16 protein-coding genes are annotated in these 19,216 nt (G+C 58.6%); 3 read left to right on the top strand and 13 right to left on the bottom strand.

Features of this window, described 5'->3' with window-relative positions:
• Positions 1 to 8: 8 nt before the first annotated feature.
• The 4 genes from fdhE to fdnG are packed head-to-tail and all read right to left on the bottom strand — an operon-like array spanning position 9 to position 5,726.
• Entirely contained in the window at positions 9 to 926 is a 918-nt protein-coding gene (fdhE, locus tag BR48_RS0120520; protein WP_027233027.1) for a formate dehydrogenase accessory protein FdhE, read from the bottom strand.
• Between the two features lie 59 nt (positions 927 to 985).
• Positions 986 to 1,687, bottom strand: a complete 702-nt coding sequence (locus tag BR48_RS0120515; protein ID WP_027233026.1) for a formate dehydrogenase subunit gamma — start codon at positions 1,685 to 1,687, stop codon at positions 986 to 988.
• The gene (fdxH, locus tag BR48_RS0120510; RefSeq protein ID WP_027233025.1) at positions 1,684 to 2,628 is read right to left on the bottom strand and encodes a formate dehydrogenase subunit beta; all 945 of its coding nucleotides are present in this window, start codon (positions 2,626 to 2,628) and stop codon (positions 1,684 to 1,686) included. The genes BR48_RS0120515 and fdxH overlap by 4 nt, the downstream gene beginning before the upstream one ends.
• A gap of 11 nt (positions 2,629 to 2,639) precedes the next feature.
• Positions 2,640 to 5,726, bottom strand: a complete 3,087-nt coding sequence (gene fdnG / locus BR48_RS0120505; RefSeq protein WP_155810943.1) for a formate dehydrogenase-N subunit alpha — start codon at positions 5,724 to 5,726, stop codon at positions 2,640 to 2,642.
• Between the two features lie 368 nt (positions 5,727 to 6,094).
• Here fdnG and selD point away from each other — a divergent pair, with 368 nt between their 5' ends.
• Positions 6,095 to 7,162, top strand: coding sequence for a selenide, water dikinase SelD (gene selD / locus BR48_RS0120495; protein WP_027233022.1), 1,068 nt, complete (start codon positions 6,095 to 6,097; stop codon positions 7,160 to 7,162).
• Positions 7,163 to 7,187: 25 nt separating this feature from the next.
• Here the strand turns inward: selD and repC are convergent, their stop codons facing one another.
• From repC to repA, 3 genes are all read right to left on the bottom strand, one after another.
• Complete coding sequence (repC, locus tag BR48_RS0120490; RefSeq protein WP_027233021.1) at positions 7,188 to 8,408, bottom strand: plasmid replication protein RepC; 1,221 nt, start codon at positions 8,406 to 8,408, stop codon at positions 7,188 to 7,190.
• Between the two features lie 157 nt (positions 8,409 to 8,565).
• The gene (gene repB / locus BR48_RS0120485) at positions 8,566 to 9,570 is read right to left on the bottom strand and encodes a plasmid partitioning protein RepB (protein WP_027233020.1); all 1,005 of its coding nucleotides are present in this window, start codon (positions 9,568 to 9,570) and stop codon (positions 8,566 to 8,568) included.
• Between the two features lie 68 nt (positions 9,571 to 9,638).
• Positions 9,639 to 10,841 carry a plasmid partitioning protein RepA gene (gene repA, locus BR48_RS0120480; protein ID WP_027233019.1) on the bottom strand — a complete coding sequence of 401 codons (1,203 nt, stop codon included), beginning with the start codon at positions 10,839 to 10,841 and terminating at the stop codon, positions 9,639 to 9,641.
• A gap of 1,019 nt (positions 10,842 to 11,860) precedes the next feature.
• Between repA and BR48_RS0120475 the strand changes: the two genes are divergently transcribed.
• Positions 11,861 to 12,577, top strand: coding sequence for a hypothetical protein (locus tag BR48_RS0120475; RefSeq protein WP_027233018.1), 717 nt, complete (start codon positions 11,861 to 11,863; stop codon positions 12,575 to 12,577).
• 74 nt (positions 12,578 to 12,651) lie between these two features.
• Positions 12,652 to 13,080, top strand: coding sequence for a YbaN family protein (locus tag BR48_RS0120470; protein ID WP_036815146.1), 429 nt, complete (start codon positions 12,652 to 12,654; stop codon positions 13,078 to 13,080).
• A 4-nt stretch (positions 13,081 to 13,084) separates the two neighbouring features.
• On the opposite strand, the gene ugpC is transcribed toward BR48_RS0120470, so the two are convergent.
• From ugpC to BR48_RS0120440, 6 genes are all read right to left on the bottom strand, one after another.
• Complete coding sequence (gene ugpC / locus BR48_RS0120465; protein WP_027233016.1) at positions 13,085 to 14,161, bottom strand: sn-glycerol-3-phosphate ABC transporter ATP-binding protein UgpC; 1,077 nt, start codon at positions 14,159 to 14,161, stop codon at positions 13,085 to 13,087.
• Positions 14,158 to 15,093, bottom strand: coding sequence for a PfkB family carbohydrate kinase (locus tag BR48_RS0120460; RefSeq protein WP_027233015.1), 936 nt, complete (start codon positions 15,091 to 15,093; stop codon positions 14,158 to 14,160). Before BR48_RS0120460 ends, ugpC begins: the two co-directional genes overlap by 4 nt.
• The gene (locus BR48_RS0120455) at positions 15,093 to 16,103 is read right to left on the bottom strand and encodes an SIS domain-containing protein (protein WP_245273648.1); all 1,011 of its coding nucleotides are present in this window, start codon (positions 16,101 to 16,103) and stop codon (positions 15,093 to 15,095) included. Before BR48_RS0120455 ends, BR48_RS0120460 begins: the two co-directional genes overlap by 1 nt.
• A gap of 8 nt (positions 16,104 to 16,111) precedes the next feature.
• On the bottom strand, positions 16,112 to 16,957 hold the full coding sequence (locus BR48_RS0120450) for a carbohydrate ABC transporter permease (RefSeq protein ID WP_027233013.1): 846 nt from the start codon (positions 16,955 to 16,957) through the stop codon (positions 16,112 to 16,114).
• Positions 16,957 to 17,838 (bottom strand): sugar ABC transporter permease, encoded by an 882-nt coding sequence (locus tag BR48_RS0120445; RefSeq protein ID WP_027233012.1) that lies wholly within the window; start codon positions 17,836 to 17,838, stop codon positions 16,957 to 16,959. The genes BR48_RS0120450 and BR48_RS0120445 overlap by 1 nt, the downstream gene beginning before the upstream one ends.
• A 90-nt stretch (positions 17,839 to 17,928) precedes the next feature.
• Positions 17,929 to 19,167: an extracellular solute-binding protein gene (locus tag BR48_RS0120440; protein ID WP_027233011.1), complete on the bottom strand. Its 1,239-nt coding sequence runs from the start codon at positions 19,165 to 19,167 to the stop codon at positions 17,929 to 17,931.
• Positions 19,168 to 19,216: the final 49 nt, after the last annotated feature.

Genomic DNA, 19,216 nt, shown 5'->3' with positions numbered 1-19,216 from the left:
GCACATCCTCACAACCCGGCAAGCAGCGGCGAGAAGCCGCCCCGCCGATAGGGTCCCGCTCGCATCAGGAGATCAAGTCCGAGACTGGCAACGTCATCTGCGACCGGCTCGGTATCCGGCGCCTTGTCCTGATAGAGGATTTTCATCCAGCCCTGGCACTCGTCACAGGTCTCGGCCTTGATCGTGCCGCCATCCCCGTCGATTTCCTGGTAGCCAATGCCCTTGGTCGAGCCGCACAACATGCATTTGATGCGGACGTAGTTCCACAACGTACCGCACAGGGAACAGGAGCAAAAGCGTGCGCCATGGGAGCCGGGCCAGCCGACGACCATCGATGCCACCGGCAAACCTCCGCATGTTGGACAGATGCCGTCGGCTACCGGCGCGAGCATCTTTGCGTCCAGAGCCGAGGCGAGCCGGGCAAAATGCACCTGCAGGGCCGCCCAGATATAGATGTGCTCGGCAATTGCATCTGCCGGCAACGCGCTGGAGAAAACCGTTCTGGCCATGGCCCTGCGATCCTGGACACTGGCGGCGGTCACGCGGGATAGAGCGTCAGCCGCCGCGGCGGGCTTTTCGATCGGGGCAACAGCCGCAAACAGGCGATCGAAGATATCGTTCAGTGTCGGCTCGTCCTCGATCCCGCTCCGGTCGATCAGGGGCATTGCGAATTCGCGGGCACGCGCAACGGACGCCGCGTCTGGTCCACCGGGAGCCGGCAAACCAACTTGGATATCGTGCTGGGCACGCGCCAGTCCCTCAACGAACCTGAGGTACGGTGAAACTTGGCTTGTTTCAGCCAATTGCCGCAGCCGTGCTGCCCTTGTGGAAAAGATCCAACCCGGATCCGGCAGTCGGACAAAGGGCGGTGACGAGATATCTCCGATTGCCGTTGGATCCGGCTCAACCGCACTCTTGGTGTTCATGCTGCTCCCTCACGAACCCGCCGGGCCACGTGGACCGATGAAACTTCTACCATACCCGCTTATTCGGCGGGCGTACTTCCCGATTTGTCCTTGGGCGATTTCGCCACCAGCTCTCGTAGCCATTTGCGATGGTGACGCCATGCCCAGCCGCCGGTAACGGAACCGCGCGTCATCGCGCGTATCGTACCACGCACCCAGATCGCTGCGTAGACATGAATAATCCAGACGCTGATCGCTACAATCGCCGCCATGGAATGGATCAGTACAGCCCACCGCTTCTGCTCGATCGTGGTCAAATCGAAGAAATACTGGTCCCATATGATGACGCCGGTCGTGATGAGCACGATGATCAGCAATGACATCGACCAGAAGACGAATTTCTGCCCGGCATTGTACTTGCCGACCTCGGGCAGCCGGTCCTCGTGAGCCGTTAGCACATCACGAATACGGGCGAGCCAGGTGCCGTCTTCGCGCTTCCACAGATTGGCGCGCCAGAAGCGGAGGAAAAGGCCAAAGAAGCTGAAGAAAAGGACAACGCCGATCCACGGATGGATAATCCGGGTAAGCGGTCCGCCGCCAAAGAGGCCCGTCAGGAAGAACAGGTCAGGATGGAACAGCGCCAAGCCCGAGAGTGCGAGGAGCACGAGACTGACCGCCGTGATCCAGTGGTTGACACGCGCGCCGGCAGTATAGCGATCGACTGTGACGGGCTTGCCGGAATGAACGCTGTCGCCCTTTTCCACGTCGTACTGCGTACTCATCGGCGCCGCTCCTCCCCGACCAGCCTCTCCGCCTGCTCTTCATCTTCGTTCGAGACGCGGTTGGGACCGGAGACGAGGTAGTGCATGAATCCGGCTATGGCTGCGACACCCATGACGGCAAATCCGGCATATCGCGTAACGCCCTTCCAAGCATCCACGAGCGGACTGATTCTTGGATTGCTCGGCAGGCCCGCATAGATTTCGGGCTTGTCCGCATGATGAAGAACATACATCACGTGCGTGCCGCCGACGCCTTGCGGGTCGTAGAGCCCGGCATTATCGAAGCCGCGTGACTTCAGGTCGGTGATGCGGCCCTCGGCATGCTGCTTCATTTCCTCCTTGGTACCGAACACGATCGCTTGCGTCGGGCAGGCCTTGGCGCAGGCAGGTCCCTGCCCCACCGCCACGCGGTCGGAACACAATGTGCATTTATAGGCAACATGGGTGACCGGAGAGATGCGAGGAATATTGAAGGGGCATCCTTTCACGCAATAGCCGCAACCGATGCAGTTCTCGTGGATGAAATCCACAATGCCATTCGAGTATTGGACAATGGCGCCGGGAGCCGGGCAGGCCTTCAGACACCCCGGATCCTCACAATGCATGCAGCCATCCTTGCGGATAAGCCATTCGAGATTGTTGGTCTCGGGATTCTCCCACTCGGTAAAGCGCATGAGGGTGAACATATCGGGGGTGAGATCATGCGGGTTGTCATAGACACCCACATTTTCGCCAACCGGTGGGTGCGTGTCGTTCCACTCGATACACGCCGACTGGCATGCCTTGCAGCCAATGCACTTCGACACGTCGATAAGCTTTGCCACCTCGGTCTGGCGCTGTGCCGGCGGGGTAACATTGGATGCGGAGCGGCGGATCAGGTCCTGCTCGCCAAATCTTGCGGGCTCGGGCCGGATCGTAGGGTTTGGTACAGGCGGGAACATGTTGCCGTCTCCTATGCCACCGGCCCGTCGATGGGCTCGATATTGACGAGGAACGCCTTGAACTCCGGCGTCTCTATATTGGCGTCACCGACGAAGGGCGTCAGTGAATTCGGTCCAAAACCCTTCTTGGCCGCTCCCATGAAACCCCAGTGCAGCGGTATGCCGACTACGTGAACCGGCTTACCATCGCATATCAGCGGTTTTATGCGCTTGGTAACGACCGCTTTTGCCCGAACCGATCCGCGCTTCGACCAGACCCTCACCCAGCCGCCCTTGGTAATGCCTTTCTCCTTGGCGAGTTCTTCAGATATCTCGACGAAGAACTCGGGCTGTAGCACCGCGTTCACCCAGACATGCTTGGTCCAGTAGTGGAAATGCTCGGTGAGACGGTAAGAGGTCGCCGCATAGGGAAATTCCTCCGAGGCCGGTTCGGCGAACTGCGCGAAATCGCCCTTGAAAACGCGGGCAACGGGATTGCCGCGCACATTCGGTGCGACGATGTTCGCCAGGGGCGACTCGAACGGTTCGTAGTGGGCAGGGAATGGTCCGTCGCGTAACATGCCACGGGCAAAAAGCCGCGATACTCCTTCCGCATTCATGATGAACGGTCCGACCTCCGAAGGCTTGGCCGTCGGCGCAATGTCCGGAACATCGTATCCGGCCCATTTCTGGCCGTCCCATTCGATCAGCTTCCGGCTCGGATCCCAGGCCTTGCCGTTCAGATCGGCCGAAGCCCGGTTGTAAAGGATGCGGCGATTGACCGGCCATGCGAATGCCCATTTAAGATAGGCACCCGTCTCGTCCGGGTCCGACGTATCCCGCCGGGCCATATTATTCCCGTTTTCGTTGAAGCAACCGGAATAGATCCAGCATCCGGAAGATGTCGAACCATCGTCCTTTAGGGCCGCAAAACTCGGCAATAGTTTGCCGGCTTCCACGACCACCTTGGATGGATCCGTTGGATCGTAAAGCGTAGCCGAGGCCCTGCCGTTCATCTCCTTGGCGAGTTCTTCCGCAGTCGGATCGCCGGGATCCGCATAGGACCAATCGAGATTGACGATCGGGTCCGGGAACGCCCCGCCTTCCTGGCGATAGAGTTCCTTCAGACGCGAATATATCTGCGCCATGATCCATACGTCGGTCTTGGCCTCTCCGGGCGGCGTTCCCCCAGGCCAGTGCCATTGCAGCCACCTGCCGGAATTGGTCAGTGAACCCTCGTCTTCTGCAAAGCAGGTCGAAGGCAGCTGGATGACCTCGGTCTGGATTTGTGCGGTTTCCACGTCGTTGAAGTCGCCGTGATTTTCCCAGAACCGCGATGTCTCCGTGTCCAATGGATCCATGGTCACGAGGAACTTCAGCTTGGACAGCGAGTCCGTGAGCTTTTTCCTGTTCGGCACTGCCAGCAGCGGGTTGAAACCCTGGCAGACATAGCCGGTCATCTTGCCCTGGTTCATGAGTTCGAATGCCCGCAGGACATCGTAGCCGGGGACGTCGAGCTTTGGCAGCCAGTCATAGGCGAAGTGGTTTTCCGGCGTCGCCGCCGCTCCCCACATCGACTTCAAGAAGCTGACGAAGAACTTCTTGTAGTTCTGCCAGTAGCTCATCTGGTTCGGCCGGAGCGGTTTGAAGCCCCGCGTCGACATATAGGTGTCGAAGTCCACTTCCTTTTCCGTCGGCAGCGTCATGTACCCCGGAAGCAGGTTCGACATCAGCCCGACATCGGTCAGTCCCTGGATGTTGGAGTGCCCGCGCAGCGCATTCATGCCGCCGCCGCGCACGCCAATATTGCCGAGGACGAGTTGCAACATCGCCATTGAGCGGATGTTCTGCGAGCCTTTCGAATGCTGCGTCCAGCCAAGTGCGTACATGGAGGTCATCGTCTTGGTGGGCGACGACATTTCCGAGATCATCTCGGCTACCTTCAGGAACTTGTCCTTGGGGGTGCCGCAGATACGCTCAACCAGTTCAGGTACGTAGACGGAAACGTGCGCCTTCAGGAGGTTCCATACGCAGCGCGGGTTGGTCAGCGTGTCGTCAACCGCGGCGTAGCCGTCATCACCGATGACATATTCCCAGGTGGACTTGTCGTAGTCGCGCTTGGCTTCGATATAACCGGTAAAAAGACCGTCTTTATATTCAAAGCCGTCCTTGACGATGTATGTCGCGTTGGTGAACGCCTTGACGTAGTCCCATTGCACCTTGTCGTTCTGGATGCAGTAGTTCATCACCCCAAGGAGAAATGCGATATCCGTCCCCTGGCGGATTGGCGCATAAAAATCCGCGACAGATGCCGAGCGCGTAAATCGCGGATCGACGACGATCAACTTCGCGCCGCGGTTGGCCTTGGCCTCCGTGACCCATTTGAAGCCGCATGGATGCGCTTCGGCGGCATTGCCTCCCATGATGACAACAAGATCCGTGTTCTTGATGTCGGTCCAGGAGTTGGTCATTGCACCACGGCCAAATGTTGGGCCCAAACTGGACACCGTTGGGCCGTGTCAGACACGTGCCTGGTTATCGAATACCAGCATTCCGGCGCTGCGTACGACCTTGTAGGTCGCCCAGGCCGTTTCATTCGTCGTTGCGGAGGCGGCGAGGAACCCGGTCGTCGTCCAGCGATTGACCGTTACGCCGTCATTGTTCCTTTGAATGAAGTTCTTGTCGCGATCCTCCTTCAGCAGGCGCGCGATCCGGTCGAGGGCATCATCCCAGGACACTTTCTCAAATTTGTCCGAACCCGGCTTGCGGATCATCGGATACTTCAGCCGCGTCTCGGCCTTGACGAAATTGAGCAGCGCCGCGCCCTTGGGGCAAAGCGTGCCGCGGTTCGTCGGATGATCAGTGTCGCCCTCGATGTGAACGATTTCGGCGCTCTCGCCCTTCTTCAGGTCACCCTTGGAATACATGATGATGCCGCATGCAACGGAGCAATACGGGCATGTGTTCCGGGTCTCCGTCGTGTTCACCAATTTGAAATCGCGGATGGCCTTGGCGTGGGCGGATTCCACCGCGCCGAAGCCGAAGGCTCCCAGCGCTGACCCCGCCACACCAGCGCCGGCCGCCGCAAGAAACTGGCGCCGCGAGAGTTCCATGTTCATGGCATGTCACCTCCCTTAATGGGCCGGCCCTACCAACACGGCATGCCGGAAACTTCAAGTGCTCGGCAACTTGGAACGCGCGAGCGTTCCGAACAAAATGCTACCTGATGAAGTTCAATTGTCAAACCAATAAGATGCCCTATAATATGAGTACAACAATCATGATTAATTGGGTTGTACGAACGTCCTATATACGCCCGCCCAAATCACTTCGAACACCACAATTACTTGTCATGCGGAAGCTTTTACTCCCTGCGACTGTCATTGCAGCGCAGCAATAAGCTAACCGTGGCTCACCTTTGACGTCCTGCGCAAAATGGACAAGAATGTCGCCACCTGCTGTACTTTCAACGTGCGAGGAGGCTGCCATGGATGATCGAACCGCTGTGCCGCTCCGCTTGACGTCGCTTGCACATGGCGGCGGCTGCGGCTGCAAGCTCGCACCGTCGGTACTGCAGCAACTGCTTGCAGACCAGCCAATTGCGGGACCCTTTGCGCAACTCCTTGTCGGAACGGAAACCGGCGATGATGCTGCGGTTTGGCAGCTGGATGACGAGACTTGCGTGATCGCAACGACGGACTTCTTCATGCCTATGGTCGACGACGCTTTCGATTTCGGCCGGATTGCCGCAACGAATGCCATCTCTGACGTTTATGCCATGGGCGGAAAGCCGATCATGGCGCTCGCAATCCTGGGCATGCCGATCGACAAGATGCCGGCCGAGCTGGTGCGTGAAATCCTGCGCGGCGGCAGCACTGTCTGTGCGGATGCAGGTATTCCGGTCGCCGGTGGACACTCTATCGACTCGCCGGAGCCAATCTACGGACTGGCCGTTATCGGCACATGCCCGGTTGCCAATATCCGCCGCAATAGTGGCGCGAAACCCGGCGACGCCTTGATACTGACGAAAGCTCTCGGAGTCGGCATTTATGCGGCGGCGTTCAAGAAGGGCGCCCTGCCCGACGAAGCCTATGGTGAGCTCATCGCGTCGACGACGCTGCTCAATCGCGTAGGTGCAGAACTTTCTCGCGATAATGACGTGCACGCAATCACGGATGTGACGGGATTTGGGCTCCTCGGTCATACCCTTGAGATGGCCCGAGGCTCGAATGCAGCGATCCTCCTGCGCGCGGACGACATATCCTATTTTACGCAGGCAGCCGACCTTTCCCAACAGGGCTTCGTAACGGGCGCCTCGCACCGCAACTGGGCAAGTTATGGCGAAGCGGTAGTCCTTCCGGCGGGATTTCCCATCTGGCAAAGGCACCTGCTGACGGATCCGCAGACGTCGGGCGGATTGCTGATTGCCTGCCGTCCCGAGCGAGCCAAAGATCTCCTCGAGACCATCATTGACGCCGATTATCCCGCGGCACGGATTATAGGCACCGTATCCGGCGTAGACACTGGAACATCTGCGGCAGTGCATGTTGTCTAGCCGCTTTGCCTCGCTGGACCCCGGCTCATCCGTCATCACCAACCACCCGTAGATGCGATCCCGTCGAGCGCAGGCACGCCATCAGCATGGGTCCAACCGAGAACGCCCCTGCCCTCGCCTTCTCGGTCAGCGCCCGAAGATAGCCGCCGGCCGAATTGATCTGTTCGGCCCTCTGGAGGATGCAGGCAATGACGATTGCGGCACGCTCCTGGCCGAGAGCATCGAGCGCATCCGCGTAGGCCGAGGGAGAAATTCCAAGATAACCGCGCACTTGTGCCGCTGTCGCCATCAGATCACGCCAGTTCGCAATGCCGCCAGGTGCATAGTCGTTCATTTCCGGGCAAGCCTTAAGCACAAACCCAACTGGATATGTCTGGGTGACGTGTTCCGTTGTTTCCTGTTGTAGCGCAGTTTCAGCCCCTTGGCTGTTTCTTGAGCCAGGTTCAAATTCAGCGAAAGAGTCGGGTTTTGAATTCTGTTGCTGCGGTTCATCGCGGGACTCATTGCCGCTCATATTTTCTTCATTGAGCTTATTTTCCAATGCGATAGCCACCTCATCGTGCAAAGCAACGAGGTGAGCCAGGATCTCATGAAGTGTTCCCCTTTCCGCTTGGCGCGGGATAGCATCGACAATGCTGCGAAATCGCGTCCACAACTGTTGCCAATCGCCAGAGATGGCTTCGGCAATCGCCATTTCGATGAGCTTTGCGATGTCCCGCCTGTGAAGCGTGATGCGCTCCCTGACGAGCTTCAGGGCATGGCGTTCGGCGCGCACGCGCTCAGCGGCCGCCTGGAGTTCCTCTGCACGCGCCAGGAGCGGCGCAAGCGAGAACCCGAAAGCCTCGGTGATCTCCCCTCCCCTGCCCTTGCGCGAGTAGCGTTTGCCGTTGGGGCTGTCTTTGCGGGAGATCAGACCACATTCGATCAGCGCAGCAAGATGCCGGCGGAGCGTGGCGTTGGCCATGCCATGCGCACGCATCGAAAGCTGAACATTCGATGGAAAGACAATGGTGCCGTTTTCTTCGGAAAGTTCATTGTCCGGCAAAAACGACAACAAGGCGTTGAGCACAGCGAGCGATCTGTCGCTGATCCCAACCTCTTCCTTGCCTTCACAGAGCCAGCGATAGACCTGCCACTTGTCTGCAGACTTTCCCGGCGCAATATCTTGCGCCCGGGTCTGTGCCCGAAGATGTGCAAGCGACATCGACCGCCGCCCGAAGGGCGTCGTTATCAGATTTCCATTCATCCTCATTGCCCTTTTCAAAAGGCAAAAGAAATCTGCTCGTCAAAACGACGTCGGGGACTCTTGACAGTGATTCGTGGAAATGCGATTCTCAGTCTGCTAGAACTTTGAGAGAGGCTTCCACGACCGGGTCGTTTGGGGGCCTTTTTCTTTTGCGGGTCTAATCTCCTGTTTCAGTCACTTTTTTCGATTCCTTGAACGCTTCATAGAGCTGATCAAGGTTATTGGTGATGAACACACCAAATTCCCTGGCATTCTTTTCGTTCAAGGCAATCGAGAATGTCTTGCCGGAAAGCTTTGTCGCAACCTTCACCGATTTGTCGTCAGGCGTCCAAACCGATCCGGCGCTTCCGCCGATGGCCTTGCGTACCGGCTTTCTGGATCCGGCGCCCCTGAGGAACTCGAAGAGTTGGTCGAAGCGATCTGCCGATTTCGCCGCAGCAAATTCCGCCCTTTCAACGAATTGAAGAGCCTGCGAACCGTGCCTGGGGTTTTCGATCAGCTTGCGCATCTCAAGCCAGCGGTCGCGCCCTATTCCCTTAGCGGGGCCGATTGCTGCAATGATTGCTTCCGGGATGGCCTTTGGAATGGTCAGCATCTTCGAAAGCGTCTGATAGTCGATCGACAGCGCCGACTGTATGGCGTCTCGCGCATAGCCGAGCTTCTCAAGGCGATCAGCAAACTGCACACGTTCGATAAAGCTCAGATTGGCGCGCGCCGAATTTTCCTGTCCCTGGCTGATCACATGGTCGAGATCGGCGAGGGGCTTCACCACAGCCCGGACCGGACGCCCGAGTTCCTTCGCAACCCTTGCTCGTCGATGCCCGAAGACAATCATATACCGTCCATCGCCCTTCGGGTGGGGCCTGACAAGTATGGGGCTGTCCTGCCCCCTCTCCCTGACCGCGTTCAACAATTCGCGATACTCTTCGTCGTCACTTTCCGGCATCCGGTCGGTCACGAACGAAGCGTCCAGCAAGTTCGGGTCGAGATCGACGACCGTTTCCCCGTCAACCAGTTTCGAGGCCTGGCGCGCCAGCTCGTCGATCGATGACGACATCGATTTCGCGGCGCCGAACTTGCGGAAGCCGCCGCTTGGCTCAGCATCGGCCGCCACATCGGGTTCGCCGTGCATGATGCTTTCAAAGATGTTCTTACGCGCCATAATCAATTTCCCCGAAATTGCGTCAATGCGATGAATTCATTGACTGAATTCCGTATTTAGCCTGCCGTCTACCTTCGTCCCCACGCCTCGTGGATGAGTTCGCGGATTTCCGAATTGACCGCTTCCATAGATTCCATCGCCCGATCATAAGTGTGGCGGTTCATTGCCGACTTCTCCACTTCGTAGAGTGTCTGCTTGGTAAGGCCCGCATCCGATATGGCCGTCGATTTGAGCATCTGGTGCTTCAGCATCTGCGGCGCCAGCATGGACTGCATGAAGCCCATCATCTGCGTTTGCGGAATGTCAGTCGGCTCGTAGCGTGTGATCAGATAGCGGAACCAGTCGAGATCGACATCGCCGCCGGCAGCCCCGACGGTCTTGAGGATATCGCCGAGCATCAACAGGAATTGCGACATCGACATCAGGTCGAGCATCTGCGGATGAACCGTTATCAATACCGCCGTCGCCGCGGCAAGCGCCGTGAGCGTCAGATAGCCGAGCTGTGGCGGGCAATCGATGATGACGACGTCGTAGCGGCCATCAACTTCCTTCAGCGCATTTTCGATGCGGTTCCAGAAGGTCTTGCCGGCGATCGAATTCTTGCTCTGCATGGCAAGCGGCGTGTCGTACTCATATTCCTGCAATTCCAGCGAGGCGGGAACGACGTCAAGGCCGGGAATATTGGTCGGCAGGATTACGTCGGTAATGGCTTTGCGCGAATCGTCGTAGCGGATCGCCTCATAGATGGAGGGGTTCTGGTCGAGTTCCGGCTGGATGCCATAGAGCGCGGAAAGCGAGGCTTGCGGATCAAGATCGAGGGCAAGAACACGATGTCCGGTCAACGCCATATGTTGGGCGAGGTGGGCGGCAGTCGTCGTCTTGCCGGATCCACCCTTGAAATTAACGACGCCGATAACCTGCAGCTTCTCATCGCCGCGGCGATGCGGCACATATTTCTTGACATCGGCGCGGCCGTTGCGATCGAGCCAATGGCGCAGTTGCATGATCTGTTCGGCTGAGTAGCTCCTGCGGCCGCCGGTATGAATCGTCGGTTCGACGCCCTTGCCTTCGAGATGAAGCTTTTTCAAATTGCTGGTCGAAACGCCAAGAAAATATGCGGCCTCGGCGAGAGAAAACTGGCGCAACGTCTTGCGGGCATTCGGGGGAAATGTTTCCATGCGAAGCATATTGAGCTTCCGCGAAATCTCGCGACCTTGCGCGAGAATCGTGTCATCAAAGGAAGCTTTTTTTGCTGTTGTTGCGATGTTCATCGTCGACCCGGCCTCAAATGACGGCATTTCCATTAAAACCGTCCGAATGCCGTCATTATGTCCGATTCGCTCGAGACAGCAAGAACTTTACTGTTAACAACTGGTTAACGATGCGGCCGACTGATACCGTCTGCCTTGGCGAGGCTTTCAGCGCTTATCCGTTGATAGGTAACAGGTTTCTCACCGTTTAGACGGCGGACTATTTGTTACAATGCTAAAGAAGCCTTCGCGCATACAAACCGCGGCCGGGCAGGTAATATCGCGATCACGTTGCCGGCCATTGATGGGAGTGGCATCCTAGGCAAATCGCCAAGAGCCGTAGTAGCCCGGCGATGTGCCGGGCTACTCGGCCTCCCAAGCTCCGTTCCCCTCCAGAGCCTGCCGAACAGAAATTAGCTCCAGTTTAACTTCCGTTCATCGTTATAGTTAACGATTTATCAACGCGTTACGCTTGCACGACTACTCATAACAACCACACTGCACGAGTTGCAGTCAGATTGGGATGACTTCCAAAAATCTAAAGGCGACAGTGAATATCGTCGGCTTTGGGATTTGGTCACTGGGCAATGCAACAGCCCCAATACAGCCATCGGCACGCCCCATCCGCCCTGCAGGATGTTACGCCCGGCAGACAATAGAATGATATTTCGCCATTGGTACAACGCGCCTATGCGGTGATACCCATTTTGGTCAGGTGCGGGTGGATTGGCACGGCGGCGGTCTATGCATTTCTTGCATTCGCGTGTCGAAAGAGCGATGCTGGCATGGCGATGCCATTGATCACGAGTCTGGTTGGGCAGGTCTATTTGAGCATGATGCATATTTCACCTGAGCACTCATTGGACGTCAGACATTTTTGGCCACAATCAAAGTGCAATCATCAAGCGATGACCCGGGATGTCCGCCGTTTTTTCGGCGGGCCATTCAATGGTGCGGGATCATCTTGCAGTGCAGGCCAGCCGAAACGCATGGTGCGTTCTCGGGGGAACCGCGGACACGATCGCAAGGGAACTCACGTTATGATTCAATTTCGTATCACTACAGTCGCCGCGACGGTCATCGCCGGCGCAGGGCTGATCTTTCTCACGCTCCCGGCCTCCGCCGCCACCGCGGCGCAATCCGTCACCAAACAATGCAGCACGCAGTATAATGCCGCCAAGGAGGCCGGCACCCTGAACGGCCAGAAGTGGCCCCAGTTCCTTTCAGATTGCAGCGCGAAGCTGAAAGACGCGGGAGCAACTGATGCTGCGGCGCCCGCCGCCACGACGCCGACGATGAAGGCGACGAAGGACACGGCCACGACAAAGCAGTCCAAGGATACTGCGGCCGCCAAACCCGCCAAGGCCACCGAGACTGCAGCGGCGGGCGGAATGTCCGCCAAGGCGATCACCAAGGAGTGCAGCACGCAATACCAGTCGGCAAAGTCGGCCGGTACGCTGAAGGGCCAAACGTGGAACCAGTTTCTCTCGTCCTGCAGCGAAAGCCTGAAATCTGACAATTCCGATGCATCGACGCCTCCGGAGCCGACACCGGCAGCCACCAAGACCACGACCAAGACAGCCGCCGCTGCAACGACAGCGGATGGAAAGCCGCTGACCCCCGGCCAGGTCGCTTTCCGTCAGCGGATCAGCGCTTGTGGCGAGCAGTGGCAGCAGGCCAAGGCGAGCAACAAGACGGGTGGCAAGACATGGCCGCAATATTGGAGCGCATGCAATACACGGCTGAAGGCCGAGTAGTCTTGCATTAAGTGAAGTCTCGATTGCCCGGGTAAGCCCCGGGCAGTCTTATCGCGGCAAATCTATCCGGATCGCTGACATTTAACCCACGACGATGTAAACAGTCTCCACTGGTGTGGAGCGCAGGAATGAACCGAACAAAGCGGACAGTCTATTTCTTACTCGGCTGGCTGATGGTGGCGCTCGGATTCATAGGCGCGCTTCTGCCTGTCATGCCCACCACCATATTCCTCATTCTTGCCGCATGGTGTTTCAGCCGTTCGTCCCCACGCTTTGAAAAATGGCTTTTGGAGCACCCGGTCTTCGGCCCAACCCTGGTACACTGGCGGGAACATGGCGCGATACCGAAGCGAGTAAAGCTTCTCGCCTGCGGCGGCATGGCATTAGGCTATGCAATGTTCTTCTATTTTGCCCGACCGTCGCCGCTGCTTGGCGGCATCGTTGCGCTGTTCTTCATCGCTTGCGCGGCCTATGTCGTCAGCCGCCCGAGTGTTGCAGCGTAGTCTGTTAGGCGTCGATCCGCTTTTCGGTCACCGCATCGAAGACATGAAGTTCATCGGCATCGATGCTGAAGCGCTGTAGCGAGCCGACCGTCACCTGCGAACGTGGCGGCAGGCTCGCGGTAAGGCGCTGGGGGCCTACAGATGAGGTGACCACGAGTTCAGGTCCGGTCAATTCGACCACTTCGACTTTGGCGTCGATAGTGAGCTTGCTTGGGTCGCCCAATGCGAGGCTGAGATTCTCCGGGCGGATGCCAACGATCACCTTGCGCGGTGCCTGGCTTCGCAGGGAGGAGGGGAGGGGGATTGCCGTTTGTGAACCGGAAATCTGAGCAACGTCGTCCACCAGCGTCGCATCGAGCATGTTCATGGGCGGCGAACCGACAAAACTTGCGACGTAGCGTGTGGCGGGACGATTGTAGATCTCTTCAGGCGATGCCAGCTGCTCAATATGGCCGTCGCGCATGACGGCGATGCGCGTGGCGAGCGTCATTGCCTCGATCTGATCATGCGTCACATAGACAATCGTGGTACCGAGCATCTGGTGCAGGCGCTTCAGTTCGGTACGCGTCTCCATTCGCAGCTTCGCGTCGAGATTGGACAAGGGCTCGTCGAACAGGAAAATCTTCGGATCGCGCACAAGCGCCCGGCCAATGGCAACACGCTGGCGCTGGCCGCCGGAAAGCTCCGATGGCCTGCGACCCAAAAGGTTCTCGATTTGCAGCATCTTCGCGGTCTTTTCGACCGCCTTTGCCCGTTCGGCAGCCGGTACTCTGCGCATTTCAAGGCCGAAGCCGATATTGCGAGCGACCGAAAGATTGGGATAGAGGGCATAGGACTGGAACACCATGGCGATGTCGCGGTCCTTTGGATGAACGCCGGTCACCGAACGATCACCGATGCGTACGTCACCTTCCGTCGCCTCCGCAAGGCCGGCAATGATGTTGAGCAAAGTGGACTTGCCACAGCCTGACGAGCCGAGCAGCACCAGAAACTCGCCGCTCGCCAATGACAGGTTAATTCCCTTGAGCGTATCGACGCTGCCATAGCGCTTGCGGATATTGACGAGTTCAAGGGCGCTCATGGCGCGTTCTCCAGGGATGAATGAAGGATCTCGCCGTCGTAGCGGCGCGGAACAGTGGATATGGCTGTCGAGGCGATACGCACACCGCATTTCAGGCTGTGCTCTAGCGTCTGGCCATCGGCTTGCGCTGCTATGAAAGCCGCATTGAACACGTCACCCGCGCCGATGGTATCGGCAACGGCAACCAGCGGCGCCGCGACCGAGACGAGCCTGTCGTCAGGATCGATCGCTAGCGCTCCATCGGGACCACGCTTCACGACGACGGTCGCACCGAGTGGCATAAGCGCCTTCAATGTCCGGGCCGCTTCAACGGGATCACCACAATCGGCAAGTTGAGTTGTTTCGACTTCGTTGAACAGGGCAACCGTGCAGCGCGAGAGCCACCGGCGCGCCTTTTCACGATTTGCCTGCGTCCATCCGTCGATCGGCCAACCGGTATCAAGCGCAAGCGCAATGTCATTTGCATCGGCCCAGGCGAAAAGCTGGTCATACTCGGCAACGAGGCCGTCTGTCAGGAAGGCCCCGCAAAGGATGACGATGCCACCCTTCAGCGTTTCAGTGTCGAGCATCGATGCCACCTCCTGCCAGGAGAGCGCTCCGATATGACCCCGCGTGGTAAAAAAGGTGCGCTCACCATTCGGATGCGTGATGCCAACCGAAAGCGTGGTGCCCGTGGGCGCGACGGGCCAATTTGCGGCCACAGCACCAAATCCCTGGCGCAGCCATTCGCCGAACTGGTCGTTGCCGATATTGGCGGCGATCTGGAAGTCGACACCGAGGCCCTGCCAGGCAAGGGCCGCATTGCCTGCCGATCCGCCGACACGCAACTCGTCATAGTCGACCATGATTTCGGTTCCCGGGGTCGGCCAGGGATCGGCAGGCCCGAGGATCAGATCGACATTGACGTTTCCGATGACGGCAAGCGGGCGCATCATTCGCTCCGGGTGATCTTGCTCGAACGGACCGGCGTACCGACATCCTCGACCCGCATGCTAGCAAAGCCGAGCATGAAGTGCTGGCCGGCCGGCAGTAGTGCAAATACGGCGGCCATGTCGCTCGCGGTTCCGACGTCGACCGTCACCGCGCCTTCGACGGGCGCTTGCCCGGAGGCGTCGAACACGACGACAGGTGATCCTGCCTCGAGGGCGGAAATCGCCATCCGTGTTACGAACTCTGCGGTTTCATCGCGCGCACGGAACAATACGACGCCCATCTTCGGTCCAAGCATTTCCATAGGCCCGTGCCGGAGCTGGCCTCCCTCCAGCGGAAAGCAGGGAACTCGCGAAAGCTCGGTTAGCCCAAGCGCGATCGCCTCGGCTACGCCCTGCAGGCGGCGAGCGGAGGTTACCACCGAACCAACATCTGCAAGCGCGTCGACAGCGGCCCTGACGTCGGGCTGGCGCTCGGATCGGAGCAGCGCGAGGGCTGGTTCGGCATCTTCGCCGAGCGCGCTCAGTATGGCGAGATGCAGGGCGAAACTCAGCGTGAGGCTGCGCGTTGCCGCAAAGGCTTTTTCCGTGCCGCCGGCTCCGACGAGGGACGGAACAGTCCGGGCGAGCGTAGAGCCGCCCTCGAGCGTCAAGCCGAACGTATCAGCGGGCACGCCGACCTCGGCGAACCAGCGCAACACTTCGGCGCTTTCGCCCGACTGCGATGTGAGCAAGACCGTCTTTCCAGACAGCGGCAGCGGCTGGCCGAGCTGTTCGGAGAGCGGGATAGCAACCGCATCGATCCCCAATGCGCGATAGAATGGTTCGACGGCACGTCCGACGGCGTGCGAGCCTCCCATGCCGAGCAGCAGCAGACGACCATTCTTGCGCAGCGATGCGGCAATCGTCGCCGCAAGCGAAGAGGCGGCGTCAAAAGAGGCGATGGCGTCGGCATTCTGGCGTGACATTTCATATTCAATCGCGACAAGTCCGGTGGGCCGGGTGGTGTTCATGGTCTTGGTCATCCTTTGACGCCGCCACTGGTCAGCCCCGAGATCAGGGCGCGTTGCATGAAAAGGCCAATCAGCAGCGGGGGGAGGGCGGCCAGGACACCCGCTGTGGCGATAAGGCCATAATCGGAGACGCGTCCGCCGGCGAGGTCGGCGATCGCGACGGTCAGCGTTTTCGCACGCTGATCGGAGGTGAAGAGCAGGGCATAGAAGAATTCGTCCCAGGCGAGCAGGAAAGCGAAGAGCGCTGCGGTCGCCATGACCGGCGCGGCCAGCGGCAGCGTAATAATGCGAAGGATCTGGTCGAGGCGCGCGCCATCCATGGTCGCCGCGCTTTCGATCTCACGGGGTATGGAGTCAAAGCCTGACTTGAGGAGCCACGTCGTGAACGGAGCGAGGATCGTGAGGTAAACCAGCGCGAGCCCGAAGACGTTGTTGAGAAGACCCAGCCAGGAAAGGGCCATGTAGAGCGGTACGGCGAGCGCGACGGGCGGCAGCATGTAGGTCGCGATGACCGCGTAGAGCGACCAGCCGACGGATGGCGTTCGCGAAACGGCCCAGGCCGAGGGGATCGCAACGATGAGCGCGGCGATTGTCGCCATTCCAGCGACCTTGATACTGTTGAAGAGGGAGGCGACAAAGGCCTGTCCGGCGCTGTTGGCGACCGAAGACAGCAAGACGCCGTAACGGGACAGGTCCACGGTATCCGGCCACCAGTGAAGGGGCTTGGCGATGAGATCGGGCGTTGAAGAAATGCTCATGACGAAGAGCCAGAGCACCGGCGCAAGGATCACCGCCAGCAAAAGCAGGGCCGCGAGATGTACGAAAATGGTCGCTGCAAGGCTTCTACGTTCCATCAGGATACACCTGCGCTTTTACGAATGAGGGCCGCATAGGCGACGGCAAGGATCGTCACCAGCAGCGTGACGATCAAGGCGAGGGAAGCGCCGGATCCCGCCCGCTGGAACGAAAACGCTTCCTGGTAGACGAGGATTGAAAGGGTACGCGTGCTGTTGGCTGGTCCCCCACGCGTCATGACCCAGATAATATCGAACACCTTGAACGCTTCGATCGTGCGCAGGACGAGCGCGACCATCAACGGACCGGCGAGATAGGGCATGATGACAAAGCGGAAGCGCGACCATGCACCAGCGCCATCCACCATCGCCGCCGCCGTAATATCACGCGGTACGGCCTGGAGGGCGGCGAGGGCAATAAGCGCAACCAGAGGAAAGTTCTTCCAGCAATCGGCGACGATGAGCGAGGCGAGTGCGGTCCCGGGCTCACCGAGCCATGATTGATAGGCGTCTATGATCCCCATCTGGGTGAGGGCCGCATTGAGTGCGCCATATTCGGGATTGTAGATCAGACGCCAAAGTGTGGCATTGACCACTGTCGGCAAGGCCCAGGGCAATATCATCAGGGCGCGCAGGAGAGAGCGCCCGTAGAACTGCTGATTGAGCAGCAACGCCGCAAGTACACCTATGACCATCTCCGCCGAGACAGAAAGCACAGCGAACCAGAATGTGGTGATCAGCGTTCGCTGAAAATTGGGACCGGAAAGGATGCGGACGTAGTTTTCGAAACCAACGAAATTGCCTGCGGTGCCGACGAGCTTGGCGTCCGTAAAGGAAAGTCGCACCGTGTCGAACAGCGGCCAGCCGATAATCGCAACCATCACGATCAGGAGCGGCAACATCAGGAACCATGCGCGGGTGGTGATCCAGTTGTTCGTCATGAAAATCCGCCTGTGCATGCGATCCGACAATATTGAATCATTGTGAAAGGCGCGGGCGGAGCAACGTCTGCAGCCGCCCGCGCTGAAAAATCAAAGACCGCTGTTCTGGACGGCTGTTTCGAGTGCTGCATCCGGCTTTGCCTGGCCGAGCAGCGATTCCTGGATCGCCTGCTGCAGTGCTGTCGACAGCTCCTGATACTTCGGTGTCGTCGGACGCGGGTACATGGCAGCGAGCCCGACCTTTGCGGCGGCGATCAGTTCTTCCTGACCCTTTGCCACGGCCGGATCGTCATAGGACGATGCCCAGATCGGCAGGCTGAGCTTAGCATACTGGTTCTGCGTAGCCTGCGAGGTCATGAAGGTGATGTATTTCCAGGCTTCGTCCGCATGCTTGCTGGTAGAGGTAATACCCAGGCCCATCGAACCGTTGACCGCCGAAACCTTGCTCTTGCCTTCGACACCCGGGGCAGGCACCACGCCAACCTTGCCGGCGACCTTGCTGTCCTTCGGATCGTTGGCCATGTTGTACATGTAGGTCCAGTTAAGGGCGAACGCTACATCACCATTCTGGAACAGGCGGCGCACATCTTCTTCCAGAAATTCCTTGGAGTTCGGATTGGTGACGCCGGACGTATAGCTATCGACCATATATTTCAGCGCGTCGAGACCGCCGCCGGTCTGGAAGGCGGGCTTGCCGTTCTTGAGGAAGCTGCCGCCATAGGCGCTGACGAGCGTCGTATAATCACAGATGGCAGCTTCCGCCTGCGACCAGCTCCAGGCGATCGGGGTGGCAAGTATGCCCTTGTCCTTGATCGTCTTGGCCTGTTCGGCAAGCTCCGCCCATGTCGTTGGCGGCGCCTTGATGCCTGCCTTTTCCAGAATTTCCTTATTGTAGAAGAGATACTTGGTGTCGAGAATCCATGGCATGCCATAACGTTTGCCGTCATATTCGACGGTGGTCCAAGCTCCCGGCAATACACCCGACTTCATTTCCGGCGTGATCTTGTCCGTTACATCCGTCAGGACTTTATTGGTTGCATATTCTGCCGGCCAGATCACATCGAAGAGAACGACGTCGTAGCCGCCGCCCGATCCCTGGGCGAGCACGGTCTTGTCGTGCAATCCCTCATAGGGAACGAATTCGAGATTGACCGAGATATCCGGATTTGCCTTGGTGAAGGCCTCAGTCATGGCACGAACGTCTGCCTCGCTATAGGCAGCCTGCGCCATGAACAGCGCATTGATCTTCGTCTCCGCATGGGCTGGCGAGAAGAGCGCCGCTCCAAGGAGTGTCGCGCCGAGAAGCGCGGTCTGCACGGATTTCAACATTATTACCTCCTATTTGGCCTTGGTCAGTTGCGGAGCCACTCGAGCGAGA

This window comes from Phyllobacterium sp. UNC302MFCol5.2 (genome assembly GCF_000686005.1).
In the GTDB taxonomy this organism is placed as follows: Bacteria; Pseudomonadota; Alphaproteobacteria; order Rhizobiales; family Rhizobiaceae; genus Phyllobacterium; species Phyllobacterium pellucidum.
The sequence above is the reverse complement of the archived record's forward strand: the minus strand, read 5'-3'. Positions and strand labels throughout refer to the sequence as shown.